Source organism: Prevotella micans F0438, from assembly GCF_000243035.1.
GTDB lineage: Bacteria > Bacteroidota > Bacteroidia > Bacteroidales > Bacteroidaceae > Prevotella > Prevotella micans.
In genome coordinates this window covers 118,429-145,279 of sequence record NZ_JH594521.1, presented here as the reverse complement: position 1 = coordinate 145,279, position 26,851 = coordinate 118,429, and the positions used below count along the sequence as shown (strand labels likewise).

Genomic DNA, 26,851 nt, shown 5'->3' with positions numbered 1-26,851 from the left:
GATGAGAATATGCTTTTGTTCTTCTCATCCCGCTCTTCTAAACAATTACTATTCAATTGGAGATTTCTTATTTGTTCACTTGGAATCTGGTGTCGCCTTCTGCAAAGAACGAATTTATTTGTTTTGCAGCTGCAATACCAGCATTCGAGTTAGCCTCGGCTGTCTGGGCGCCCATCTTCTTCGGGGTAGAGAAGTAGCGGCCTTCGAACTTCTTAAATTCCTCATCAAGGTCAGGCTTGATATCAGTGATGAACTTGAGGTCTTTACGTTCCGACATAAGCTTAACCAATTCTTCTTCGTTAACCACTTCCTTACGTGCGGTGTTCACAAGGATACCTTCTTTTGGCATCTGATTCACAGTTCTGTAATCGATACTCTTAATTGTCTCAGGAGTTGCCGGGATGTGTAGAGAAATGATGTCGTTGGTTTGGAAGAGTTCGTCTTGCGACTTAACCGCGCGAACACCAGCCTGTTCTATAACATCGGCCGGGCAAAATGCATCATAGGCAGAAACTTCCATACCAAATCCTTTGGCAATGCGAGCTACATTACGTCCAACATTTCCAAAAGCAAGAATACCTAGACGCTTACCTTTGAGTTCAGAACCAGCTTTACCGTTGTAGAAATTGCGAACGGCATATACAAGCATTCCCATAACCAATTCGGCTACGGCGTTGGAGTTTTGACCTGGGGTATTCTCAACAACAACATTCTTTTCTTTAGCATAAGCAGTATCGATAGAGTCGTATCCGGCTCCAGCACGTACAACAATTTTCAGATTCTTTGCTGAGTCAAGTACTGCTGGAGTTATTTTGTCTGAACGAACAATCATTGCGTCAGCATCCTTCACAGCTTCCAGAAGCTGTGCATTATCGGTGTATTTCTCCAGCAATACGATTTCGTGACCGGCTGTTGCCAGTTCTTTCTTTATGTCTTCAACGGCTGCGGGAGCAAAAGGCTTTTCGGTTGCAATTAAAACTTTCATGTTATTTATGGAATTAAGAGGAGCCTATATGGTTTTTCAATCCCATATAGACTCCATGTATTGATTATGAATTTAGTGCTTTGCTTCGAATTCTTTCATTGCGTCAATAAGTGCCTGAACGCCTTCGATGGTCTGTGCATTGTAGCAGCTGGCACGGAAACCACCAACATCGCGGTGTCCCTTTATGCCGACCATACCTTTGGAAGTAGCAAAATCAAAGAATTCTTGTTGCAGTTCAGTGTACTCGTCGTTCATTACGAAACAGATATTCATGTAAGAACGATCTTCTTCCTTAACAGTACCGCGGAACAACTTGTTACGGTCGATTTCTCCGTAGAGCATATCAGCACGCTGCTTAGCAATCTTAGCCATAGCTTCAACTCCGCCATTAGCTTTAACCCAGCGCAGATTTTCCATTGCTGTGTAGATTGGTACAACAGGAGGAGTGTTAAACATCGAACCCTTGGAAACGTGTGTGCGGTAGTCGAGCATTGTCGGCAGAGGACGGTCAACTTTTCCAAGAGCTTCGTCCTTTACGATAACGATTGTAACACCGGCCATTGAAAGGTTCTTCTGTGCCCCTGCGTATATGCAGTCGTACTTAGCAACATCAACCGGACGACTAAAGATATCTGATGACATGTCACCAATCATGCGAACTGGTGCATCCAAATCTTTGTGCATTTCAGTACCATAGATAGTGTTGTTGCTTGTTATATGCAGATAGTCAATATCTGTTGGAATATTGTAGTTCTTCGGAATGTAAGTGAAGTTATCGGCAGCAGAAGATGCGACCTCTACTACTTCACCAAACAGTTTTGCTTCCTTCATTGCTTTCTTTGCCCAAACACCGGTATTTACGTAACCGGCCTTCTTTTTTAGGAAGTTCATTGGGGCCATGCAGAACTGGAGAGATGCTCCACCTCCAAGGAAAATTACAGAATAACCTTCTGGAACGTCCAGAACTTCTTTCACCAAGGCTACAGTCTCATCAACTACTGGTTGAAAGTCTTTTGCTCTGTGGCTGATTTCTGCCAAGGATAGACCACTACCGTTGAAATCCAAGATTTGATTTGCAGTGTTTTCAATCACTTCACGTGGAAGCATACATGGACCTGCATTAAAATTGTACTTCTTCATTTGAAATTGTATTTAAGTTAATATCTGGTTTATAGTCAGGAAAACTAACATTGCCAGTTCATGAACTGACGGACGCGAAATTACTCCTTATATTTCGTCCCTGCAAATATTTATACATGTTTTTCAGCGTACAAAATATGACAGAAAAGACAGATAATCACGGACAAACAGAGAAACATGGCAGTTTGTGTAAAAGGCTCACACGACCTCTTCCACTAAGGTATTTATACCTTTTATTTTCTCACCTTTAGTAAGTCTGAGAACTTGCGACAGTTTCGAACAATTAACTGCTGCATATGTGTATCGTTCCTTGACATCTATCCTTCCGACATCCGACGAGTTAAGTCCTCCTTTCTTGCATAGGAAGCCAAGGACATCACCTTTCGAAATATTATCTTTCTTGCCTTTTCCGATATATAGGATAACCATTCTTGCCAGCGCAGGTTTCGGCAGTTCTACGGGGAAAGAATATTCCTGCATTTCCTCCCGAACATATTCAGGCATTTGCTCCTCATGGTTGAGTATGAAGAAAGCATTTCCGGTTTTATTCCATCTTGCGGTGCGTCCGATTCGATGCACATATTCTTCTTCATTTTCGGGGATATGATAATTTATGATATTTTCGACATCGGGAATGTCCAGTCCCCGAGCTCCCAGATTCGTACTCACCATGATATTGGCCGCTCCATTGGAGAATTTATATAGAGCTGCTTCGCGGTAGCTCTGTTCCAGTCCACCATGGAACATCGAAACGGCGAATCCTTGTTCGCATAAGAAGGTGGCGGTTCGTTCTACGGCGTCACGATAATTCAGGAACACGATGCTACTTTGTTCTCCAAGAGTTAAAAGAAGATTCCGCAGAGTAGGAAGTTTATCTTTTTCAGGGCTGTTTATTTGGAAGAACGATAACCGATTATCGAGTTGTTTATTTTCCTTTCTATAATCTATCCGTTCGATATGTTGCATATTCACGAACCGCGGAATTATCTCCGATTCGGTTGCCGAAAGCAGAATGCGACGTTTAACTGCGTTGAGTTTCCCAACTAGACGAATCATCTCGTCTCGAAAGCCCATTTCTAAGCATTTATCGAACTCATCTATCACAAGATATTCAACCGATTTAGCAGACAGATTCTGTTTGTCAAGATGATCGTTCAGTCTACCTGGAGTTGCGAAGACTATTTGCGGATTGAGCTTCCGAAGCAGACGATGCTCGTCCATCGTGGCTCGACCGCCATAGAGCGCCATACTTTTCAATCTGCTGCCGAGACTCTTCATCACTTCGTTCGACTGTATCGCCAGTTCTCTTCCCGGGACCAGAACCACGGCTTGCAGTTCTTCAACGTCGGCTCGCAATTTCTCTACCAATGGTATAAGATAAGCCAGAGTTTTTCCCGATCCGGTGGGCGATAGCACCACAACGTCTTTATTAGTTCGACTAATAGCTGCCGTTGTTTCTTTCTGCATTGCGTTCGGCTCAATACCCAATCGTCGTATTATTTCACCTTGTTCCATTTCTAATCTTTTCTATTTCGTCGAATTCTTTGCCTTTGTTTAGACTCAAGTATATGGTATAGAGTACCGGCAACCATTTGTCTTTTTTCTCGGGTGCAAATTCGCGATAGCGTTCAATATAAGGTTGTGCCTTTGCGTAAAGTTCATTTATCCGAGCTCTCTTCGAGCGCGATTGCTGAACCTTATCGAGTTCAACGGCCTGGTTGAAATAAGCCAGTCCGATGTTGTAATAACCCTCGGCGAAGTCCTTGTTTTCGCTAATGAGTTGTTTGCAGATGTCAATGCTCTCGGCATATCGTCCGATGTTGAGCAGTGCGGTACTTTTCGAAAAGCGAAAAAGTACGCTTGTTGAGTCGGCCTCCAGTGCGCGGTCAATAATCATCATTGCCGAGTCGCGCTCGCCGATTTTGGAATAATATTCCAGAAGTCGGGGAAAGAAATACGCGAAGTTGGGATATTGTTCGAATCCTGCGCGCAGTGCCCTAATATAATTTGCTGTATCCTTTTCGAGTAAGAACGCATCAGCCTCGTATTGCCTTACGAAGTTAAGCATTGACGAGTCACGCTCGGCCAGTTTCATGTGCTTTGTGATTTTCCGAGCGTCGTTAATTTTGTAACCGCAATACATTGTCCAGTAGGCTGCATGAGGCATCAGCGCGTCGTGTTTCCCGTAGTTAATCCAGGACAGGAGCGGCTGTTTGATGCTTTCGATATAGATGTCGAATAGGTCGTAGGCCGTGACATAATCCTTTCTATGGATGAAATATGTTCCACCGTTGAAAAGATTCGGTCTTATGGAATTAAGAAATTCTGCGTGTTTATAGCGGAACTTCGGCTGCGATATACCACGAGCGTCGGGTCGGGCGTCGAGCGAGTCAAACGACTGCATTGTTTCGTATATTCTGCGTGTGAGCGAGAAGAACTGTGCTGTGTCGTATTTTTGTTTCAGATAGAGTTTCTCATTTCCTATTTCATATTGCTTTGTCAAAACTTCGCATAGCAGAAGCCATATTTTTTTGTTTTCGCGGTTTACCGAATCTTTCAGAAGCTCGCGCAACGAAGACTCGGCCTTCTTGAGGTCTTTACCGGTTTTGAGCTGTTCGCGCACTGCCGACATCTGCTTTTTCTGGGCCATGCCGGCTAGCGACATACAGCCGAAGATGAGTATTATGAATAACTTTCGCAATCTCATTTTTTGAATTTGCTAACCAACGGCTCCAGTTCGGCCGCTTTTGTCTTTTCGTTCAATATGATGTAGTCCATGTAGAGCGGTTCAACCCAATCCACTTTATTGCGTCGCGGGTCTTTAGCCCTGACACGTTCCAAATATGTTCGGGCTTGGATGAAAATATCGAGGAATTCTTTGTTCGACGCCTTTTGCCCTTTCTTACGACGTGCCACGACGGCCTTACGAATCTCGACACCTTTCTGATTAAGGCTCACGCCGATGTTGAATATCACGGGAATGATGTTCGGGTCGATTTCGTCGGCCTGCTTATAGGCTTCGATGGCTTCATCCCACCGTCTGGCGTTCATGGCAATTTCGCCTTTGAGAATCCAGGGTATGACCGAGCCGAAATTTTCCTCGAGTTGCTTGTCGACAAAATCTTCGAGGTTGAATCTGGGTGTTGGATGCTGATAGAAGCGCATAATCCACGAGAAATAGGTTTTGTTCGTCGGGTCGGTTTCATAGAGTTTCTTGATTACCGCCAGATAGCGCAGCGAATCGTTGGCAGTTACCATTTCCCGACTCATGCACTGGGCCTTAATTTCGGCCGCTCCGAGTGCAGTTTCGTCGTATTGCATAGCCATGTCGGCATACTCGTTGGCGTCTTTCAGATTGCGCGCTTTCAGGTTGTAGTAGGCCAGATTATAGGCTGCCAGTCCGCTCTCGTCGGGCATATCAGCAAGTAGTCGATTGTTTCGCGATGCAAGATAGAACTTCATTGTTTCCATTCCCTCGAGATGCGTATAAGGTCCTTTGAGGAGATACAGTCCGGCATCAATCAACCGTGGGTAGAGAGTCTGGATACGCTTTGCATTTTCATTTTCGAAACGCGGTTCGATGAGTTTATTCTGATTGGGTAAACGGTCGTATTCATCGCATTTCAGGGTGAATTTCACTCCATCTACTACGGCTCGATATATCTCGAGCGAATCTTTATGCGTCGTTCGTTTCGTTCGGGCATAGGCTGATTCGGCCAGCCGATTCATTTCGTCGGCCTTACGGAAATTGTCTTCCTGCGCCGAGACATGTTCTATGCCCGTAAGGAGGAGCGCTCCCAGAAGAACAATGTGTTTTATGTTCATTTCTATCAATTCTTTATGAGCGGAGCAATTCGTTCTTGAGCTCGCTCGGTTTTTTATGATTTTTATCTCTACGATTCTTGTCAGCAAGTGTCGGCGGACGAAATACAAAATTGTTTTTGAGCCACAGAGTGCCAGCGGGCGAAAAACAAAATTGTTTTTGCGTCACAGAGTGCCAGCGGACGAAAAACAAAATTGTTTTTGGGCCACAGAGTGTCGGCGGGCGAAATGCAAAATTGTTTTTGCACCACAGAGTGCCAGCGGGCGAAATGCAAAATTGTTTTTGCACCACAGAGTGTCGGCGGACGAAATGCAAAATTGTTTTTGAGCCACAGAGTGCCAGCGGGCGAAAAACAAAATTCCCATGCGCGGCCGAGCGGACAGAGAATCACTGTACCGACTGGATACACGGTATAAACCGACTCCAGAAAGGAATGCGCGAGTTTTTATTGAATCCGTGGCAGCCCATCGGCAGACGATTACGGTTGAGCTTGTAGGAAATCGTGGGTTTGAGGTCGAAAGCGAAGGTGAGAACCTCTTCTATCGTAGGCACACGCAGACTTGGAACAAAGGCCCAGAAAATATCCTCGTTGTACATCGGACTCGTGAGGCCCATCTGCTTGTAGCGTTCAATCTCGCCGGCATATCGCAAACAGTGGTTGCGGAACGTTTCAACTTTGCGCAAACATAAACCACCGTTGCCAATCTTTCCGAACATCTGGCAGTGGAGATTTTTCCATGCAGGCTTGAGGCGAATCTTAAGTTGGATGTATTGCTTGAGCGGGAATCGCTTGTAGCGCGGTCGGGTTGGCCAATGCGCAGCCACAAGGTCATACCCTTTACGGCACCACTGCTCGACCTCGTTTCTGAAGAGCCATGCGTCAACGTGACAGATGAAAATGTATTCGCAATCGGCAAACAATTCATAGAATCGGGCCGAAGTCATCATGTCGTTGTAACCTCTCACCCCGAGCTCCGAACCGAGCCAATTGTCGCTCACGTTTATCACTTCAACTTGAGGATATTGCCTGGCAAGCTCGCTTATATCGAGACTTTCGGGCTTGATGAATGCGGCAGGAATACCATCGAGCAAGGCGAGATTGTTTTGCAGAGCAGCCTGCTCCTCGGGATGCAGCTGGGCACGATAGATGGGAATGATTGTCTTTACGAGATGTGTTGTCATTTGTATGTCATCTTTTTCCTAATTGTTCGTTAATTCCGTCGTAATACGCGCGGTGAAGCATCATGAGGTCTTTCGGTTGCCATGCGCGGGTGAAAGGCATTGTGATTATGGCCGGAACAACATACCCCATCGCACCTATCCACGAACGTAGATAACGCACAGCCCAATTCCGCCCGTAATGATGATTCATATAAGCTTCGTTTCGCACCTGATAGTAGCGTTTCCACTTTTTTTTGCGGTTACGCTCAGTCCACGAGTCACCCGAGAAAAATTTATGCTTATCCATGACGGCGTCGGGCACGTAGACAAGGGTGAATCCGGCAAGATGAGCGCGCAAACAATAGTCGGTATCGTCGCAGAAGATGAATAAATCCTTGTTCGGGAGACCGATTTTGCTGACGACTGCTCTTGAAATTAATGGTCCCTCGAAATCGCATCCAACGATTTCAGTAGGCTTAGTTTCGTCTCCTGTGAGTTTCATGGCGTGCATACTGCCAACGGGATTCGAGAAGTCGTAGCGTCGAAATTCATGGGTGAACACCTTGTCATCCATAATACGTCGCGGACTGAGAATACCTATCTGTTCATAGGAGTACTTTTGCGCTTCATCGAGGAGATGGTCAAGACTGTCGGGCCGCGGAAAAACATCATCGTCCATACACCAAATCCAATCGGCACCATCATCATAGGCAGCTTTTATTCCTGTGTAGAATCCGCCACTTCCGCCCACATTTTCCTGGGTTATAACTTTCAGGTCTGATTGACAGGAGAGCCAATCCGCGGTTCCGTCGATACTTCCATTATTGACCACAATTATTTCCTCGAGCCTTTTCTGCCGACGCAGGCTTTCAATTCCTTTTTTAAGTAGCTCACACCGGTTATATGTGACTACTACAGCTGTTATTTTCATTCTTAGTTTGTGTCAGGGTTTATTTTACGCTTAACTACACGACCGTCTCTCACTTCCCACTCACGATCGAAATCTTCATGACTTCTTTTCCACCTGTTGTGACTCCACAACCACAGTTCTGGTTGCCGTTTGATGGTTTGTTCGAGCATTCTGAAATAGGCGTCGGTTATTCCCCACTGGGGCATTTCGTTTGGAGTGAGGGTTATGGGTTTCATTTCGCAAACATAATAGCCCCGCCGTATTCTCCGCAAGTCGCCATAGAAACATGCTTGGTTATTCTTTCGCGCAATACGTTCAGCTCCGGTTAGTACGGGTGTGTCGTGATTGAGAAAGTCGAGCCAATGATAGATATTGTTCCACATGGGAACTTGGTCGGCAATATAACCCAGAACAATTGTTTGATTGTTGTTTTTGAATTCAACGATTTTTCGAAGGGCATCCCGCATTGGAATGCAGATTGAATTGTGCCTTTCGCGAACGAATTTGAAAAGGCGATCGAAATATTCGTTCTCCAAAGGATGATAAAGCTCGCAACATGCAATCTGTTTCGGAGTCCAATAGGGCAATGAGGACATCCATTCCCAGTTGCAATAGTGGCCGAGATATATGGCACACGATTGTCCGCTCTCAAGCGTTCTATTGAGCCGTTCCATACCTTCGAATCGCATACGCCTCTGTATTTGGGCTGGTTTGATTGTCATTAGTTTCAGAGTCTCTACGAGATAGTCGCAGAACCAATGATAGAAATCGAGTTCTATTTGGCGAACCTCATCGTCGGTTCGGTCGGGAAAACTACTTCGGATGTTAGTCGAAATTATTCTGTGACGATATTTCACAACGTGGGCCACGAGGAAATACAATACATCGGAAAGAAAATAGAGCACCTCTAGTGGAAGCAAGGACATAACGTACCAGAATCCATAGGCTAAGACGTAGACCAAACGATAGATTGCATTCATGATTCAGGCATGAGTTTATCGTTGACCATGCGATACATGTACTGTTGAATTATGGCTTTGAGTTCGCATTCCATCTTTGATTGAACAGCAACGTGCCCATAAAGGTTGTGCTGCATGAGTCGGTCGGCAAGAGAATATATACCAACAACCTTCTGACCGTCGAACTGGAGAGTGTACCCATATTTCACGTATTGATAAATCCCATTTAGATAGCTCAATGCATAAGTTTGACTGGCAGGTGTTTTTAATACATCGCATCCGAATGCTAGATATGGTTTGTCGTAACCAATTATATCGAGAACGGTTGGCATGATATCGATTTGCTGGGCCACGGCATCACGCATTCCAGGTTTGACCGTCGTTGCCGAGGGATCATAGATTATGACGGGCGCACTGAATTCGCCTATTCCGGTTTTATACTCGGCGTGATTACTTTGGTTTGTGTGGTCGCTGGTGATGATGAATATCGTGTTACGAAACCAAGACTGTTTGCGGGCCGACTGGAAAAACTTGCCAATGGCCATGTCTGTATAGCGAATGCACTTGTGAATGGGCAGCTCTCCTTCAGTGTAGATATTCTTGTATTTGTCGGGTATCACAAACGGGTGATGACTCGAAACAGTGAATAGTGCCGTCATGAAAGGCTGTCGCATACGATTCATCTTCGCACAGAAGAATTGTAGAAAGGGTTCGTCCCATATTCCCCAATTACCGTCAAAGTCGTCGTCGCCTCCGAATCGTTTATCGGAGGCATAATCCTGCCTACCGTAATAATTCTGAAAGCCTATCTTTTTAGAAAATGCCAGAAAACCCATAGAGCCGCGATTAGCCCCATGGAAAAATGCTGTTGAATATCCCCAGTCTTTCAGAAGTCCAGGCAGTCCGGTGTAGGTATTCATAGATGCAGGTGTTAGCACAAATGGCTCTACGAACATTGGAATGCTGCACAACACGGATGGCATACCATCTATGCTTTTGTGCCCGTTTGCAAACGAGTGACTAAACACGCAACTACGAGCTATCAGACTGTCTACGTTTGGGGTATAACCTTTGTAGTGCCCGCCTTCTAGATCTTTATTCAGGGCACCAATATATTCGCGTCCGAAACTCTCGACAATCAGGATAACAATGTTCTTTTTATTTTTGACCGTTGGTTTCAGACTCCTAACAACTGGGTTAAATACTTTGGAGGCCGACTGCAAGTCGGGATAATAACTCGGCACCACATAAACATTCTTCCCGATTGTTCGTATAAGAGCAAACGGTGTGTTCAAAACGAGCCCACATTCAACGGGACGCTCCACAAATTGATTGGCGTTGCTTATGGTTATAGGGCGTACACCACTTTGCAAACCACCTCGAGCACCTGCTACGCCGAGCAAAGTAGCCACGGCAAGCGCAAGGAATTGAATACCGGTATAGATTAACCGATGGGATGCCCGGAGGAAATTATAAACCTTCGAACGCGGTGTTCTGTAAAGCTTCCACATAAGCCACACTAAAACAGCAAAAAGCAACACAAGATACCAATGTCTGAAAAGCTCTGTACCAACGATACGCAACAAGTTGGTTTCGTTTCCGAACTCATGAAACACGGTTGTAGTTGTTCTCCGAAGCGTGTAAGGGAAATAAACCGAATCTGCAAGATTTGTAGCCAAGCAAACACTGTTCACAATCACGAACACCAATCGGCAGAGCTTGTGATAGCCATCGAACTCTTTGAACCAAACGGGCAATAACATCATCACGATGTAAAGGGAGTTGGTGTAGACAATTGCACTGGAATCGAACATTAGCGCACCACTAAACAGTTCGGACAAATGGCGAATTGTGAGTGAGTGCCCCCCAAGAAGACTATAATTCTCAAGTAGGAAAGCCACACGAGCAATGAAATATATAATGTAGACCAGCAAAATGTTCATCACTACAGCAATCATCGGCTGAAATGATAAGTCTACAACGCTTTTGCTTTTTTCTTTTCTCATCACTTGTTTATGTTGAAAAGTGTTTGGTCGTAATTAAATCTCCTGCATGTCATGCAGTTTCTTGTAATATCCCGCTATCTCCATAAGTTCGTCGTGAGTGCCACGTTCAACGATTCGACCTTCATGCAGAACGCATATTTCGTCAGAGTTCTTGATGGTCGAGAGGCGGTGGGCCACGGCAATGGTTGTGCGAGTCTTCATGAGTTTGTAGAGCGCATCCTGTACAAGGCGTTCACTTTCGGTGTCTAGAGCCGATGTAGCTTCGTCGAGAATCAGTATTGGTGGATTTTTCAATATAGCGCGAGCAATACTCACACGTTGACGCTGACCACCTGAAAGTTTCCCCCCACGGTCGCCGATATTGGTGTCGTATCCTCTCTCGCTCTGCATAATGAACTCGTGAGCATTGGCAATTTTCGCAGCCTCTTGAATGTCGGAGTCATTTGCTTTTACACCGAACGAGATATTGTTTCTGAAACTGTCGTTGAAAAGAATTGCTTCCTGATTCACGTTACCAATAAGCTGGCGGAGATCGTGCACTCCAAGGTTCTTAACGTTTATTCCATCAATAAGAACCTCGCCGCGTTGCACATCATAGTAGCGCGGAATCAAGTCAAGTAGCGTCGACTTTCCGCTTCCGCTTTGTCCTACGAGTGCAACGGTTTTACCTTTTGGAATCACCAGGTTTATATCTTTTAGAACCCAATGCAGATGCTCTGTTTTCTCGTCGGCATAAGCGAAACTCACATTGCGAAACTCAATTTCATGTTCGAATGTTTTGATGTGTATAGGTTTCTCTGGCTCACAGATTGCCACTTCGGCCTGAAGAATCTTGTCAACACGCTCCATCGATGCTAGACCTTTGGGGATATTATAGCTTGCACGCGAAAACTCTTTCAGCGGATTGAGGATACTGTAGAGAATCACAAGATAATATATAAAGGTGGGACCGCTAATCACTGGATTCTGACTGAGCACCAACGTTCCGCCGAACCACAATACAACAACAATCATCACAGTGCCCAGAAATTCACTCATCGGGTGGGCAAGCTGCTGCCTTATGTTCACTCGCATGATGTCATCACGATATTGGGAGTTCACTTTATTGAATCGCCCGTTCATAAGTCCCTCGGCACAGAAGGCTTTTATAACCCGCAAACCACCGAGCGTTTCTTCAACCTGACTCATTGTGTCGCTCCACAACGACTGTGCTTTAATGCTATGTTGCTTGAGTTTTCGCCCCACGAAACCCATAAACCAGCCGAAAATCGGTACGAAAATGAGTGTAAAAAGTGTGAGCTGCCAAGAAATAATAATCAACGTGACGAAATAAATCAGAATGAGAATGGGATTCTTGAAGAGCATATCAATTGAGGACATAATCGAGCTATCGATTTCCTGCACGTCACCGCTCATTCGAGCAATGATATCGCCCTTGCGTTCTTCACTGAAAAACCCCAGCGAGAGCGAGGTTATTTTCTGAAAGAGTTGGTTACGAATATCACGCACCACACCTGTTCTGATTGGGGTTATCGACGCCGAGGAAAGAAAATAGGCTCCCGTTTTAAGGAAAGTCATAAAAGCCAAAGCCAGTCCGATAACTAGCAGAAGAGTCGAGGCTCCCCAAGCGTTGGCGTAGAACTGCGTGTAGTAGTCGGCATTATTGGCCAGGACGTCTCTCAAAGAGCCTTCGTTCCACTCCATCAATCGAGTTGCGACTTTACCCGAATCGACCTTAAACAGTATTTGCAGCATCGGAATGAGCGTTGCAAAAGAAAAGATGTTCAACAATGCCGAGAGGATGTTGAACACTACTGCCATAACCAAATATCGTTTGTAGGGCGGAACGAATCTAAGCAAAACTTTTATGAAATCTTTCATACTAAACTTTAGCTATTCTATATGCTTTCGCCCAGCAACGTAGCAGAAGTCGAACCGATTATTCTCACCTTGACGGTTTGCCCGATGTGATGCTTTCCACGCGGAATGACTACGGCCTTATTTTGCTGCGTGCGTCCCATGAGCTGCTCCTTGCTACGCTTACCGAAACGCTCTATCAGGATGTCGAACTCCCTACCCTCATCGGCTTTATTGCGTTCGGCCGATATTTCGGTTTGCAGAGCAATGAGTTCGTTTAGTCGGCGCACTTTCTCCTCTTCGGGTACGTTATCGGGCATATGCTTAGCAGCATAAGTTCCAGGCCGCTCGGAATATTTAAACATAAAAGCCGAATCGAACCGCACCTCACGCATCAATGAAAGCGTTAGCTCCTGGTCGGCCTCAGTTTCATCGTGATAGCCCACGAAAAGGTCGGTTGTCAAACCGCAATCGGGAATAATTCGCCGTATGGCTTCAACTTTCCGAAGATAATCTTCACGGGTATATTTCCTGTTCATCAGTCGCAGCACCTTATCGCTGCCGCTCTGTGCCGGAAAATGAATGTGGTTACAGAGATTCGGTTCGGCAGCCACGGCGTGCAGGATATCTTCGGTCATATCCTCGGGATTTGAAGTGGTGAAGCGCACCCGCATCTCAGGCACGCTCCGTGCCACAATCGTGAGCAATTCGGCAAACGAAGTTCCATTTTCCGGACGCTTGCCATTGGGCAGCAGTCCGTAGGAGTTTACGTTCTGTCCCAGCAACGTCACTTCTTTGAAACCCTTTTCCTGGAGGTCGGCAACCTCGCGCAGAATGCTATCCACGTCGCGCGACCGCTCCCTGCCACGCGTGAAAGGCACAATACAATAGTGGCAGAAATTGTTGCAGCCACGCATTATGCTCACAAAACCCGATACGCGATTACCACCGATTCTTTGTGGGATTACATCTCGATAGGTTTCGGTTGTCGACAGTTCGATGTCGAGTGCGTTATGCCCGTTTTCGCATTGTGCAATCATATCGGGCAGATTCAGATAGGAATCTGGTCCGCACACAAGATTCACATTATGATTTTGGATAAGGTCGTCGCGCACTCTTTCGGCCATACAGCCAAGGACACCTAGAATCAGTTCGCGTCCTTTTTTTCTTTCGGCATGTAGCGTATCAAGTCGATTGTATATTTTATTCTCTGCATTTTCGCGTATGGAGCACGTGTTGAGGAATATTGCGTCGGCCTCGTTTTCGTTTTCGCAAATGTCATATCCGGCCATTTTCATCACGGAAGCAACCACTTCCGAATCGGCAACATTCATCTGGCATCCATAAGTTTCGATGTAGAGTTTCTTCATTTATTTTCCATTTATCAATTGATGAGAATATACCGTTAGCGACGTTCCCTATAGATTACATTGTTTGCTCCGCTTGTAAAGTTGAGTGCTTCCGGATGGTCTTGCGCGAAGCTTTCGATGTGTCGTATACGTTTCTCTTCGAATATTTCGTCCACGGCTATCAGGATGCCGGTTTCCTCAACGTCGCCGAAGCCATAGTTTATTGCGGTGCCAAAGAGTTTCATAGTTGGCGAAAGATTCATATATGCATTCACCAGAGGAGGGATATTGAATCCGAGCCTGCGAATTTCGCGATTAAGAATCTTATAGTCTTCTTTGAAATCGGTTTCGTTGAACAGTGCTTCAAATTCAGACTCGGGAGTTTCGAGCTGCAGCGGTTTGATGGGGATAATGAGATTATCCTTATCGTCGAAATGTTTTTTGAGGAAGTAGAGAATCATGTCGCGCCCCCGGCGAATGTATGACGGATACATTGTCATCTTCCCGAAGAAATATTTGCATTGCGGATTCATAACCGTCAGTGCTCCCAGCCCGTCCCACAGATTATCGAGTGCAAATATGCTTTTGGAATTTTTCCTCACGTTTTGATATTCCAGCGACACAAACGAGCGCCCGAGTTCAACGGTATAGGGTGCATAGTCTTTCAAGAATTTATCCGAGAAGTGGAACATGTGACTTGTTGCGAGCAGCGGTTGTCCGTTGGCATCAAGCTGCCAATCGCTTCCAAAGAGATATCTGTAGCCTCCGATAATTTCTTCTGCTTCGGGATTCCACACGATGAGTTGTTTGCAGCATCCGGGCATTGTGTCGAATTCGTCGATATCGGCCGCCTTACCGGTTCCTCCTCCGGCAGCACGGAAGGCCAGTTCGCGCAATCGCCCAATTTCGGTCATTACGTTCGGTGCGTTGTGTGCCGATATAACGTATATATCGTTGTGGCTTTTATTTGTAGCACGAAGCAACTTATCCTCCGTAAGTTCTTTCTGCAGAAGTTCCCTGCTAACGGGTTTGATTATCTCTTCTTCCATCTTTTCTATTGAGGTTCTCTATGATGTTATGGGGCTGCCGGGGTTTTCTCTTCAGAGTTTATATACGTATTGTTTCACAAATTCGGCCCACTGTGTGGGTGTCTTGCTATTGTCGAATGTTTGCCAGGGAATGGGTTTACCGATGGTTATTTTGAAAGTTTTTCCAACGTTTCTATACATCTCGTCGACTAGGAATAGCATGGCCACATTCACCTTTTTGATGTACTTGTCACTGAAATGCGCAATGCGATAGAAGCGATCTGAATTTCGACCACTGAAATGAATCGGAACCACGTCTCGTTTATATTCCACGCTTTTGCTTATGAAGGTTTTCTTCCATGGCAGGTCGCGAATTTCGCCATTGATTTTCCTACTATTCAGTCCGGCCGGGAACATCAGAATGTGGTTATTGCTCTGAAATCCGGCTTCGACTATCTGTGGAAAGTCGCGCCCCTTTTTTCCGGTTGTGTTTATGCCTATGCAAAGTGGTTTCAATCCGGGAAGATTCATCAGCAGGTCGTTCACCAGATACCGGAAGTTATCGTCGTATCGTTTCCCGATGATAGCTCCCAGCGCCACCCCATCTTGCCCGCCCAGCGGATGGTTTGAAACGAAGGTGTATAGTTTTCCATCGTTTTTGTCGGGCAGATTTTCCATGCCCACAACGTCGAGGTTAATCTTCAGATACTTGATGCACGATTCCAGCCACTGGGTTCCATATACTTCGCGATTATCCCACAAAAAGCCGTTTACTTCGTCTTCGTGCGCTATGCGTCGTAGCCAATTAATCGCAAAATTGGGCACGTATTTTATTTTCGTGCCCATTTTGCTTGCTAGAATTTTGTCTATATCAATTGTCTTTTCCATCCGGCTCAACCTTCATTGCAATTTGCGATGCGCAAAAGTAGCTAAACCTTTTCAATTAGGCTTTTAGGCCTACAAAAATGTTCCGTAACCCCAACTTACGAACTGTCTGCATCATGCCGAACCGCCTCCTCGGTCGATAAGACCGCATCAGTGTGGACATTCCCGGAGTCAGAAAGTATTTTGGTGCCGGAATATGTTACGCCAGGAGCCACGAAACCATTTTTGGTGCCGGCGTACATTATTTCGGGACTTAAACTCGTTTCCGGCCCACGCCGAACATTACGCCAAGACTTAAAAGCCTTGTTTTGCTGACGACGCACTCTACGAAGGGAGTCAGAAACCTTTCTTGCTGCTGGCGTACTTTACGACAAGACTCAAGTCTGCTCGCACCCTGCCGGAATACGTTACGATGGGACTAAGAAAATTCACTAACTATTCATTTAGTGTAATTATAGTCTGTAATCTATTCATTGATTATTCAATTAGTGTAATCGAAGAATTAATTTATTAAATTAGCTTAGCAATTAGAATAATGAATATTTTATATCCTATAATTAGTTTTTCAGTTAATCTAATTGACATATTACATTATAAAATGCCTTAATCAATTATATTAAATAATATACTGAAGGTATAAAATACAATCTCATTTATTTTAAACTAAAATTCACTTAAACGATGTATAGTATCATTTAGACTAAATGATGTTTTACTTATATCAATAGTATTTTCATTTAGGCTAAACGAATACTCAATTGTATAAAATATATTTCCATTTAATCTAAAAGGAATATTCATTGTATAAAACTATGATTCATTTAATCTAAAAGAAATAAGCGTTATAGAAAGATATAACTCATTTAATCTAAATGAAATAGGCATTATAGAAAGATATAATTCATTCAGTCTAAATGGGATAGTTATTTGGTGAATATAAATTTCATTTAGTCTAAGTGGAAAAAGTATTAGTATAATACAAAGATTAAATAGTCTAATTGATAAATATATGGAAGTTCACTCCCCTAACGTAGTTTTATCCAGCAGCCGGATAATATATTTAAGTCGTGTCGTAAAGTTAGACGGCAGCAAAGAAGGGTGCCTGACTCCCGTCGTAGAGTACGTCGGCAGCAAGACAGGCTTTTAAGTCTTGGCGTAATGTTCGGAGGGGGCCGGAAACGAGTTTAAGTCCCGAAATAATGTACGACGGCAACAAAAAAGCCTTCGGGACTCCAGGCGTAACGTATGAAGGGAGGAATAAGGCCTTGGGGATTGTCGTTTGGGTGTGAAGAGGAATGAGGAGGTATCGTTCCGGGGTATGATATTCTTTTGAAGGGGGGAGGTTAAAGGGTGCGGAGGTGTTTGAAGAGTTTCCGAAAGGCTTTGTTACGCAGTTGGCGAACTCGCTCGCGTTTGAGGTTTAGTTCTGTTGCGGTTTCGGCCATGGTGAGTTGTTGCTTGCCAAACAAACCGTAGAGGTGGGAGATGATTTGTTGTTCGCGCTCGGAGAGAATGGCCATGTGTTGTTCTAGTTGTTCTTTGAGGAGATTGTTTTCGGCTTGCTGGTCGGCGTGTGGTGCATCGGTATTTTCGAGCTGACTTTGTAGGGTGAATCCGGTTTTGCTTCCTAGGGGAAGCGGTTGGTCTATGGAGAGGGTTTTGCGATACAGGCAGGCGGCTTGCGACTTGGGTGACAGGCGGGCGGTTTGTTCGGCAATGGCTTCTTTCATTGCGCGATGAATAAAGGGCGAGGCAAAGAGTACGAAGCGGGTGCCTAGCGAGCTGTCGTATTTCTGGGCGGCGTGCATGAGGGCGATGTTTCCTTCGCTGATTAGGTCGTCGTCGTCGAGGCCTTGTCCGGCATATTTATGTGCTATTGAAACAACGAATTTGAGATTGGCTTTTGTTAGTTTTTCGAGTGCCTGGGAGTCGCCGAGTTTTATCTGTGCGGCGAGGTTTCGTTCTTCTTCATCGGTTAGGGGTGTGATGGGGGCGAGTTTGGCGATATCGTCTTGATAGTTTGTGTTCATATTGTGTTCTTTTGTTTGAGTTTTTATTTCTCTTTGATTGTTTTGCGCCGGCGAATGAGCCATCGGGCCATGAGGTAAAGTAGGGCTATGGCGACGATGGTCATTAGGCCTACTTTTATATATTCTCCGTATTCGATAATCTTGTCGTTGAGCTGTTCTTGGGGTACGAAAGAGTGGAGATAATGTCCGAGTATGGCTAGGATGCAGTTCCATGCTCCGGCTCCGATGGTTGTGTAGAGGAGGAATTTCCAGAATTTCATTCTTGCCAGACCGGCGGGTATGGAGATGAGATGGCGTATTCCGGGGAGAAGTCGGCCAGTGATGGTTGCAACCATTCCGTGGTCGTCGAAATATTTTTCGCTTTTCTCGACTTTCTGCTGGTTGAGTAGGCATAGTTTTCCCCATCGGCTGTTTACGAATCGGTAGATTATCGGTCGGCCTAGATAGTAGCCGGCCAAATAATTAATGGTTGCTCCACAATCGGCTCCTATGGTTGCGAAGAGAATAACAAGCCATATATTGAGGTTTCCGCCTGCTGCATGATAGGCTGCGGGAGCTACTACGAGTTCGGATGGTACGGGAATAACGGTGCTTTCGAGGAGCATTAGAAAGAAAACCGTTCCGTAGTTGAGCTGTGAAAGCAGAGAGGATATGAAGTTCATATTTTCTTTTGTTCTTCGTTTCTGGAATATGGGAGTGGGGGTAGTTTGGGATAATCTTCGGGTGCCATGTCGGGCGGATATATGTCGGCAAGGGCTTCCCGACAGTCGTCGACACTTCGTTCGAGGGCTATTTTGAGATATCGCTGATATTCCTGTTCGGGCTTTCCTAATTCGTAGCAGCATCTTGCCAGGTAGGCGTACCCTAGAGACCAATCTTTATCGACCATCGGCAGGTGTTTGGTCAACATTTCGTAGGCTTTTTCTATATAGTCGTTTTCAAAGAGGGCCATTCCGAAGAATGCGCATGTTTCGTCGCGATTGTTGGTTTCTTTCATTGCGATGTCGAACCATTTCTTTGCGTTTACGGGGTCTTTCAGTCCCAAGTACAGGTGCGATATGGTTACGCTCATGGAGCTTTTGTATTGTTTGGGGCATAGCTCCTTGTAGCGTTCATAGTAGTTGATGGCTTCTTTATAGTTGCCCAGCCTTACTAGTCCGTTGGCTTTGTTGAAGATTGCCGTGTAATCGTTCGGGTCGATGGCTAACGCGTATTCGCTCGATGTGATGGAGTTTTGTATATCGTCTTGCAAGAATTGCGTTTGCGAGAGTTGGTCCCAATAGGAGGCCGAATAAGGGTCGTCATCGAGTAACTCGTTGAATATTCGTTCGCTTTCTTTGAACTGTCCTTTGTTTTTGAGAATACGTGCCTTGAATTCTTTGTAGTCTTCGTCGTTGGTAAGTTCTGATTTCTGAAGCCATAGTTCTGCGAATTTTGTTTCGTCGTAATCGAGAAACATCTCGGTGCACGAAAGAATATAATCTTCCATTGTTTCTTGGTCCTGGTCGGCATCGAAGTGCGAAATCAAATATTCGTTGGCCTCTTCAGGTTCGTTGGTTGCGACTAGAATCTCGGCCTTGAGGATGTGATAGTCAATGTCGGTTTTATCTTCTATTTCCTCGGCCAATTCTTCAGCCAGTTCGGGATTGTCTTCGGTTATCAGAACCATTCGTGCTTTGAACGTGAGCGGCGAGATTGCACCCGGAAACATTGAGATGGCATAGTCGACGGTTTGCATAGCTTCGTCGTCTCGGCCAAGGAGATGATAGTATTCCGCAATATCGGCGAGTTCTTCCGAATCGAGGAACTCGCCTTTATTACCTTTTATAGAGTCTTCGTAGGTTCGAAGCGTTTGCTTGAACTTATCGGAGTTATAATATTTGTCCAAAATGTTCTTTGTTTTTCAGGCTTTCGCCTTTTCCTTGGCCCATGTGTCTTTTAGGCCTACGGTTTTGTTGAATATGAGATGAGTCTCGGTTGAATCGGGGTCAAGGACGAAATATCCCGTGCGTTGGAATTGAAGATATTCGCCAGGTTTGATGCTGGCCAGATGATTTTCAACAAAGCAATTCGCACGCACTTTCAAACTCTCGGGATTGAGCAGTTCGCGGAAGTCGCGCTCGTCGGCCGACGGATTTTCGATGTTGAACAACCGGTCGTATTCACGTACCTCGGCCGTAAGACAATGGTCGGCACTAACCCAGTGAAGAGTTCCTTTCACCTTTCGATTGGCGCCCGGCATGCCGCTTTTGCTATCTGGGTCGTATTCAGCCTGAATCTCGGTTATATTCCCGTTTGTATCTTTGGTGCATCCGGTACATCGCACTATGTAGGCGTTTTTGAGGCGCACTTCTTTATCCGGAGTCATTCTGAAGAACTTCTTCGGCGCTTCTTCCATGAAATCGTCGCGTTCAATCCAAAGATTTTTTGAGAAGGTTATATTGTGCGTCCCGGCGGCTTCGTTTTCGGGGTTGTTGATGCTTTCCATCTCCTCCGTCTGACCGTCAGGATAGTTCGTGATAACCAGCTTAACCGGGTCAAGAACCGCACTCACCCTAGTTGCCCGTTTGTTCAAATCATCGCGCACGGCAGCTTCAAGCAGTGCAACGTCGTTGAGGGCATCGAATTTGGTGTAGCCTATTGAATCAATGAAGTTACGTATGGATTCAGGCGAATATCCCCGACGACGCATGCCGCTGAGAGTTGGCATTCGCGGATCGTCCCAACCGTTCACGAAATGTTCCTCGACAAGCGTGTGCAGCTTTCGTTTCGACATCACGGTGTAAGTGAGATTCAATCGGTTGAATTCAATCTGTCTCGGCCGATTGTCGTTGAGAACATCAGCTGTTCCGTCGCTCTCTTTCAGGAAGTCAATGAGTTTATCATAGAGCGGACGATGTGGTACGAATTCTAACGTACATATGGAATGTGTCACGCCTTCGAAATAGTCGCTCTGCCCATGAGCAAAATCATACATCGGATAGCAATGCCACTTAGTTCCCGTTCGGTGATGCGGAGTTTGGATGATACGATAAATCACCGGGTCGCGAAAGTGCATATTTGGGTCGGCCATGTTCAATTTAGCTCGCAGAACCATACTTCCCTCGATAGCTTCAGGCGTATTCATCTTGTGGAACAGTTCAAGATTCTCCTCCACCGGTCGATCGCGATAAGGTGACGCCTGCCCCGGTTCGGTTGGAGTACCTTTCTGCCGGGCAATCTCCTCGGATGTTTGCTCGTCGACATAGGCATATCCGCGCTGAATCATCCACAGGGCAAACTCCCAAAGCTTCTCGAAATAGTCACTGGCATAGTAGATATTCTCCCATTTGAAGCCCAGCCAGCTAATGTCGTTCAATATATTTTCAACGTATTCTGTGTTTTCCTTACTCGGGTTTGTGTCATCGAACCGCAGATTACAAATGCCTTTATAATGTTCGGCTACTCCGAAGTCCATACATATTGCTTTTGCGTGTCCGATATGAAGATAGCCATTCGGTTCGGGCGGGAATCTGGTTTGTATTCGTCCGCTGTTCTTCTTCTCGGCGAGGTCTTCTTCAACCAATTGTTCAACAAAACTCAAACTACGTTTTTCTTCGTTAGCCTTACTCTCAATTGTATTCATATCCTTATAATTATATGATGCAAAGGTAAGTAGATGTTTCCAAACCTAAAACGCCGCTGGTTTAGAAAGCGAGGACTACAACAAGGATTGTAAGTGGAAAAATAGAAGCAACGATATAGGTGTCAATAGGTCTGTAGTTGTCGTAAGATAGACGGGGGGATAAATAAAAACGGTAGACACCAATGGGAATGAGTATACCCATAATGATTCCAACCAGGATATCGGAAGGATAGTGAACACCGAGATAGAGTCTAGTCCAACAATTGAAAAGGGCCCAGCCAATGAGTGAAATGCTTATAAAACGGTTCTTAGTGAGGAGGGAGAAAAACACCGCAACAGTGAATGTGTTACAGGCGTGAGCTGAAAAGAAACTGTAGCCGCTGGCAGTGTAGCCAGAAACAAGATTGACGATTCCTCGTAACGATGGTTCCATCGACGGACGAAGACGACCGACCATCGGTTTGACGATACCGTTGTCGAGCCCGTTCGAAATAAGCATGCAAATACCTATGGCCAGAATCACGTGAAGCAGTCGGTGCGGTTCACGATTATTTCGCACAACCATATATAGCAGTGCGAAATAAAGTGGTATCCATGTCAGACCGTTGGTGAGCACTAGCACAACATGGTCAAAAGAAGTATTACCGGCGCTATTAAGTGCCAGCAATAGGGTTCTATCGAGCTGTGAAAGCATGTTTAGTGGGTTATATTTCTTCTATCTGCGAAGGCTGCATCCAGCCAGAGCGCCCGTCGGCGAGCTGAATACCGAGCCAGTCGCCCAAAGCTTTGTCGGTTATTTTCACCTTGGTTCCTTCGTGGATTATACCGGTGTTTTCGGCTTTACTGTCGGGAGCTGATTTGATTGGCGCCGATGGCGAAACGACGATAGCTTCATTGCGCTCGCGTTGCTTTGAACGTTGCTGGAAAGCCATTACGTTAGCAAAGATGAAAAAGAGGGCAAAGGTTATTCCACCAAAGAATCCTAGTTTCCGGAGTGCTTCTTTATCGGCCAACAGGAACAAGAGTATACCACAGAGGGCAAGCAACAGAGCAGTTATAGAGATAGCGGCCCAGGCATCAATGCTAAGGAGTGAGTTGGCATCGCTGGCCCAGGATGCAAAGAACATTTCATCTTTCGGACTGATTTTATCGATTGTTTTCGATTCTGCCAAACGAAGATTGAATAAAATATCATCGTCGGACGGCACCATTTTATGGGCTCGCTCGTAGCATATAATCGCCCGGGTGATGCTGTCAACACGATAGTAGGCGTTGCCGAGATTGTAGTATCTCTCGGCTGTAGGAGCTTGGTTTATCAACACCTTGTAGTCGGCTATTGCCTGCTGATAATTTTTCTGCTGATAGGCCTTGTCGGCGTCGGCCTTGGTAACAGCCGATACACTGCCGGCATAGCCAAGGAAAGCAATTACGATGCAGAGCAATAGCCGAACATTCTGCTTGGCTTTCTTACCAAGACATTCTTCGATGCCGAGGATGGCTGTCATTGCAGCTTCGTAGGTTCGGTTCATATTTCCTTTTTCGTCGCCTGGGGCATAGCGTTCAAACTCGCATTCGTCGAGGGCACCGATGAATTTATCGATTCGCTGGCGGTCGACATTCTTGTTTGCAAAACTCTCGGCTATATTTTCTTTCGAGAGCTGTTCTATGGGCATATTGAGCTTGTTGCCGGCATATCCCCAGAGGGTTCTAAGAATTTCGTCATAGAAGTTTTCGGCCTTGCCTTTTAACATCAGTTCGGATGCCTTCATGAGTTGCCGACGCGCAACTTTCTCGGCATTTTTTCCGCGGAACTGGGCAATGTCGGCACGGGCTATGGCTCGCTGGCGGAATGTGTAGACTACAAAGCTGAAGCCAGATACGAGTAGCAACAGAACAAGCCAATAGCTAATGGAATTAAAGAACGGAGAAACTGATGAGAGTTCGTTATCGGTGAGTTTAAGGTCATGTATATCGCCGTCGACCAAGAGATTTTCGGTGTCGCCCGAGTTCACTCCGTCACCTTGTTCAACCTTTATCTTGAAAGCTTGCGTACGGATGGTTTTATAGCTTCCGGTGGCGGTGTCGTAGTAGACAAACTTAACTGACGGCAGAGTATAATCGCCTTTTTTGTGTGGAACGACGAGGAAGTCGTATATCATGTTTCCCTCGAGTCCGTTTGCAGTGAGTCGTGTTTTGTCGGTTACTTTCGGATCGTATAGTTCAAAATCTTTCGGTATCTGTAGAGTGGGTTGCTTTATGAGTTTCAGGTTTCCGGCACCGCTTACAACCACACGGATGTTTATGGGTGAGCCTTCTTTGACTTCGGTTTTGTCGACCTGAGCAGAGATGTTAAAATGGCCTACTCCGCCGGAGAAGTCTGTCGGTTTGGATGGCAGCGGATCAACCTGAATGGTTAGTCCTTCGGCTTTGATGTCTTTGCGTAGTTCGCGCGGATTGTCGTCAGACATGAATGCGAACGGGTCGAAGGCATTATCGTCCTGCTGAATCACTCCGTGAAAAGTTATGGAGGGTATCTGCAGTTTACCTGTCATTTGCGGATACATCACGTACTGACTCCAGGTTGTACAGCGATAGTTTCGGCCACCTACTCGTTCGGTGTGGAAAACGTTTTGCTGGGGTTGCTTCACTTCCTGTACATGAAAACCGGTGAGGTCGGGCATCTTTCCGGTTAGGTTAATCAGATTCACGGCCGTATAGACCTTATAGGTTAACAGAACGGGCTCTTGTTCGTGAACGCGTGTTTTGTTAGCCGTGACTTTTATGAACAGGTCTTTCGACGTGATTTTCGACGGGGTTTTGATTTCTTCTTCCTCGTAATTGCTAGCGCCTGCCGACGAGCGTACGACACTTGAGCCTGCCGAAGCCGTTATTCGTACGGGGGTAGACGCGAGGTTTTGTCCGTTCACGGTCATTCTGGCCGGTGGAATTATGAATGTGCCTCTCCTGGTGGCCACAAACAGGTAGGTGTAGGTTGTAGACGACGAGCTGCTTGTGTGACCGTTTCGCATCTGAATGCTCGACTGCGTTGAGCTGAACGGCCCGTTGGTGCATTCAACTCCAGCGGGGAGTTTCCCGAGTTTCATTCCCTGTACGCCGTCGGTGAAAACGGTGTAGGATACCTGGAATTCTTCGCCCACTGCCACGCTGTTAGGTGCGGCCACGCGAATATGCTGCGCCTGTAGTGCGAGGGGCAGCAATTGAATGAGGAGAATGTATGCAATTTGTTTCATAATGTTTTTTCCTACCAGTTTTTTTCCAGTTTCCGACTGCTTTTCTGCCTCATGGCTTTTTTGAGTCGTTCTTGGGTTGCTTTTTCTTCTTGCAGAGCTGCATTGAGAAGCTGTTCGGCGTTATCCTTACTCATCTGGTCTTTCTGATTTTGTTCATTGGGCTTCTTTTTGTCGTTTTTCTTATCGTTCTGCTTCTTCTTATCCTGTTTGTCTTTGTTGTTTTGTTTGTTCTTGCTCGACGACTTGTTTTGTTGTTGTTGCTGTTTCTTTTGCTGTATGCAGAGTGCCAGATTATAGCGTGCTTGTTGATGGTTCGGGTTGTTGCGGAGGGCGTTTTTATAGGCTTCTATTGCGGTGTCGAACTTTTTTTGTCCTTGCAGAACGGTTCCCATGTTATAGAATGATTCTGCTCGTCGGGTGGGGTCTTTTTCAAGATTTGCGGCAGTTTCATATTGTTTCAGGGCCAGCGAATCTTTCCGTCCGGCCTGCAGGGCGCGCCCGAGGTTATAGGCGGCTATGGCGTTCGATGAGTTTTTGCCTAGCGATTTCTTGTAGTTCACTTCGGCCTGGGCGTAGTTCTTTGCGCGAAACTCGCGGTTGCCTTGGCGAATGAAATGTCGGTCGGTTTGTGCGCCAGCCGACAGAACAGCCATTGAGAGGAGAAGAAGGATATATCGTTTCATTTCTTACGTTTGAAGAGTTGCAGATTTTGGAGCCGGGAGTTCTTTTTTTCCAGGATTATGGCTTCGATGATGAGGAGGATAATCAGGATTATGGCCACGGCTTGGAATTGTTCGCTGAAGGCGGTGCTTGTTAGGGTTCCGAACTGGCCTTTCTGCATTTTTCCGATTTCGGCTTTGAGTTGTCGTTCGGCTGCGTCGCTATTGTCCACGTGTATGTAGGTTCCGTTTCCGGCCGCGGCTATTTTTCGGCACATGTCTTCGTTGAGGCGGCTCATCACGGTATTTCCGGCATTGTCTTTGAGATATTCTCCGTCGCCGAGCGGAATTGGTGAGCCTGCTGGCGAACCAACGCCGAGGATGAACACTTTTATGCCCATTCCGGCGGCTTTGCGGGCCATTTCTTCGGCATTGCCTTCGTGGTCTTCGCCGTCGGTTATGAGTATTATGGCCTTACCGGCTTTAGTGTCCTGTGCGAAGCTGTGCATGGCCAGGTCGAGTGCCCTACCGATGTCGGTGCCTTGTGTTTCTATGAGCGAGGGGTCGATGTCGTCGAGAAACATTTTTGCCGATACATAGTCGCTCGTTATGGGCAGTTGTACAAAGGCGTCGCCGGCAAAGACGATGAGCCCTATGCGGTCGTCTGTGAATCGTGTAATCAGGTTCTCAATCATGAGTTTGCTCTTGTCGAGTCGCGATGGTGCCACATCCTGTGCCAGCATTGAATTACTGATGTCGATTGCTATAATGGCTTCGATGCCTTCGCGTTTTTCGGGTGAGGTGGGCGATATTGTTTGCGGTCGGGCCAGAATGATTATTGCCAGTGCCAGTGCAATTTCAATGAGACTGAATTTAACTATCGAGCGATAGCGCGACACGCCTGGCGATAGCTGTTTGAGCAGTTCGGGTGTTCCGAAAGCTTTATAGCGTTTCTTTTTCTTTCGGGCATGATAAATGTTCACTATCACCAGTATCGGGATAAGCAATAGCAACCATAGATATATAGGGCTTTCGAATCTGAACATCATTCGTTTTATATTTTTTCTCTCCCTCCGGGGGGAACGCTGTTTTTTTCGTTCTTCAGTCTTTCGGCAGGTGCCGAAGACGTGCTTTTTTTATTTTTTGCTCGTCGGCAAATGCCGAAGCGTTGTTTCTGAAGTTT

General features: G+C 45.9%; 21 protein-coding genes. All 21 read right to left on the bottom strand.

What is annotated here, in order from left to right:
• Nucleotides 1–67: 67 nt before the first annotated feature.
• Nucleotides 68–985, bottom strand: coding sequence for an NAD(P)-dependent oxidoreductase (locus HMPREF9140_RS00535; protein WP_006950997.1), 918 nt, complete (start codon nucleotides 983–985; stop codon nucleotides 68–70).
• Nucleotides 986–1,057: 72 nt separating this feature from the next.
• A complete protein-coding gene (gene serC, locus HMPREF9140_RS00530; RefSeq protein WP_006950995.1) occupies nucleotides 1,058–2,125 on the bottom strand; it encodes a 3-phosphoserine/phosphohydroxythreonine transaminase in 1,068 nt (355 codons plus the stop codon).
• 198 nt (nucleotides 2,126–2,323) lie between these two features.
• Nucleotides 2,324–3,640 (bottom strand): DEAD/DEAH box helicase, encoded by a 1,317-nt coding sequence (locus tag HMPREF9140_RS00525; RefSeq protein WP_006950993.1) that lies wholly within the window; start codon nucleotides 3,638–3,640, stop codon nucleotides 2,324–2,326.
• Complete coding sequence (locus HMPREF9140_RS00520; RefSeq protein WP_006950991.1) at nucleotides 3,627–4,832, bottom strand: tetratricopeptide repeat protein; 1,206 nt, start codon at nucleotides 4,830–4,832, stop codon at nucleotides 3,627–3,629. Before HMPREF9140_RS00520 ends, HMPREF9140_RS00525 begins: the two co-directional genes overlap by 14 nt.
• On the bottom strand, nucleotides 4,829–5,950 hold the full coding sequence (locus tag HMPREF9140_RS00515) for a tetratricopeptide repeat protein (protein WP_006950989.1): 1,122 nt from the start codon (nucleotides 5,948–5,950) through the stop codon (nucleotides 4,829–4,831). Before HMPREF9140_RS00515 ends, HMPREF9140_RS00520 begins: the two co-directional genes overlap by 4 nt.
• Nucleotides 5,951–6,335: 385 nt before the next feature.
• Entirely contained in the window at nucleotides 6,336–7,130 is a 795-nt protein-coding gene (locus HMPREF9140_RS00505) for a DUF5672 family protein (protein ID WP_006950988.1), read from the bottom strand.
• A gap of 7 nt (nucleotides 7,131–7,137) precedes the next feature.
• Nucleotides 7,138–8,040, bottom strand: a complete 903-nt coding sequence (locus HMPREF9140_RS00500) for a glycosyltransferase family 2 protein (protein WP_006950986.1) — start codon at nucleotides 8,038–8,040, stop codon at nucleotides 7,138–7,140.
• Between the two features lie 2 nt (nucleotides 8,041–8,042).
• Nucleotides 8,043–8,999 (bottom strand): lysophospholipid acyltransferase family protein, encoded by a 957-nt coding sequence (locus HMPREF9140_RS00495; protein ID WP_006950984.1) that lies wholly within the window; start codon nucleotides 8,997–8,999, stop codon nucleotides 8,043–8,045.
• Complete coding sequence (locus tag HMPREF9140_RS00490) at nucleotides 8,996–10,984, bottom strand: LTA synthase family protein (RefSeq protein WP_006950982.1); 1,989 nt, start codon at nucleotides 10,982–10,984, stop codon at nucleotides 8,996–8,998. The genes HMPREF9140_RS00495 and HMPREF9140_RS00490 overlap by 4 nt, the downstream gene beginning before the upstream one ends.
• Nucleotides 10,985–11,017: 33 nt before the next feature.
• Nucleotides 11,018–12,865: an ABC transporter ATP-binding protein gene (locus HMPREF9140_RS00485; RefSeq protein WP_006950981.1), complete on the bottom strand. Its 1,848-nt coding sequence runs from the start codon at nucleotides 12,863–12,865 to the stop codon at nucleotides 11,018–11,020.
• Nucleotides 12,866–12,882: 17 nt separating this feature from the next.
• On the bottom strand, nucleotides 12,883–14,211 hold the full coding sequence (miaB, locus tag HMPREF9140_RS00480; RefSeq protein WP_006950979.1) for a tRNA (N6-isopentenyl adenosine(37)-C2)-methylthiotransferase MiaB: 1,329 nt from the start codon (nucleotides 14,209–14,211) through the stop codon (nucleotides 12,883–12,885).
• 35 nt (nucleotides 14,212–14,246) lie between these two features.
• Nucleotides 14,247–15,239, bottom strand: coding sequence for a GNAT family N-acetyltransferase (locus tag HMPREF9140_RS00475; RefSeq protein WP_006950978.1), 993 nt, complete (start codon nucleotides 15,237–15,239; stop codon nucleotides 14,247–14,249).
• Nucleotides 15,240–15,290: 51 nt separating this feature from the next.
• On the bottom strand, nucleotides 15,291–16,106 hold the full coding sequence (locus HMPREF9140_RS00470) for a glycerol acyltransferase (protein WP_018572355.1): 816 nt from the start codon (nucleotides 16,104–16,106) through the stop codon (nucleotides 15,291–15,293).
• A gap of 1,340 nt (nucleotides 16,107–17,446) precedes the next feature.
• Nucleotides 17,447–18,133: a sigma-70 family RNA polymerase sigma factor gene (locus tag HMPREF9140_RS00465; protein WP_006950976.1), complete on the bottom strand. Its 687-nt coding sequence runs from the start codon at nucleotides 18,131–18,133 to the stop codon at nucleotides 17,447–17,449.
• A 23-nt stretch (nucleotides 18,134–18,156) separates the two neighbouring features.
• Nucleotides 18,157–18,795, bottom strand: coding sequence for a DedA family protein (locus tag HMPREF9140_RS00460; protein WP_006950975.1), 639 nt, complete (start codon nucleotides 18,793–18,795; stop codon nucleotides 18,157–18,159).
• Nucleotides 18,792–20,021 (bottom strand): tetratricopeptide repeat protein, encoded by a 1,230-nt coding sequence (locus HMPREF9140_RS00455; protein ID WP_006950969.1) that lies wholly within the window; start codon nucleotides 20,019–20,021, stop codon nucleotides 18,792–18,794. The genes HMPREF9140_RS00460 and HMPREF9140_RS00455 overlap by 4 nt, the downstream gene beginning before the upstream one ends.
• A 15-nt stretch (nucleotides 20,022–20,036) precedes the next feature.
• Nucleotides 20,037–21,758: a glutamine--tRNA ligase/YqeY domain fusion protein gene (locus HMPREF9140_RS00450; RefSeq protein ID WP_006950968.1), complete on the bottom strand. Its 1,722-nt coding sequence runs from the start codon at nucleotides 21,756–21,758 to the stop codon at nucleotides 20,037–20,039.
• A 61-nt stretch (nucleotides 21,759–21,819) separates the two neighbouring features.
• Nucleotides 21,820–22,452, bottom strand: a complete 633-nt coding sequence (locus HMPREF9140_RS00445; RefSeq protein ID WP_006950967.1) for a phosphatase PAP2 family protein — start codon at nucleotides 22,450–22,452, stop codon at nucleotides 21,820–21,822.
• Nucleotides 22,453–22,462: 10 nt separating this feature from the next.
• The gene (locus HMPREF9140_RS00440; RefSeq protein ID WP_006950966.1) at nucleotides 22,463–25,009 is read right to left on the bottom strand and encodes a BatD family protein; all 2,547 of its coding nucleotides are present in this window, start codon (nucleotides 25,007–25,009) and stop codon (nucleotides 22,463–22,465) included.
• 11 nt (nucleotides 25,010–25,020) lie between these two features.
• Entirely contained in the window at nucleotides 25,021–25,692 is a 672-nt protein-coding gene (locus tag HMPREF9140_RS00435; protein ID WP_006950965.1) for a tetratricopeptide repeat protein, read from the bottom strand.
• Nucleotides 25,689–26,714, bottom strand: a complete 1,026-nt coding sequence (locus tag HMPREF9140_RS00430) for a VWA domain-containing protein (RefSeq protein WP_026253287.1) — start codon at nucleotides 26,712–26,714, stop codon at nucleotides 25,689–25,691. Before HMPREF9140_RS00430 ends, HMPREF9140_RS00435 begins: the two co-directional genes overlap by 4 nt.
• Between the last annotated feature and the right edge of the window lie 137 nt (nucleotides 26,715–26,851).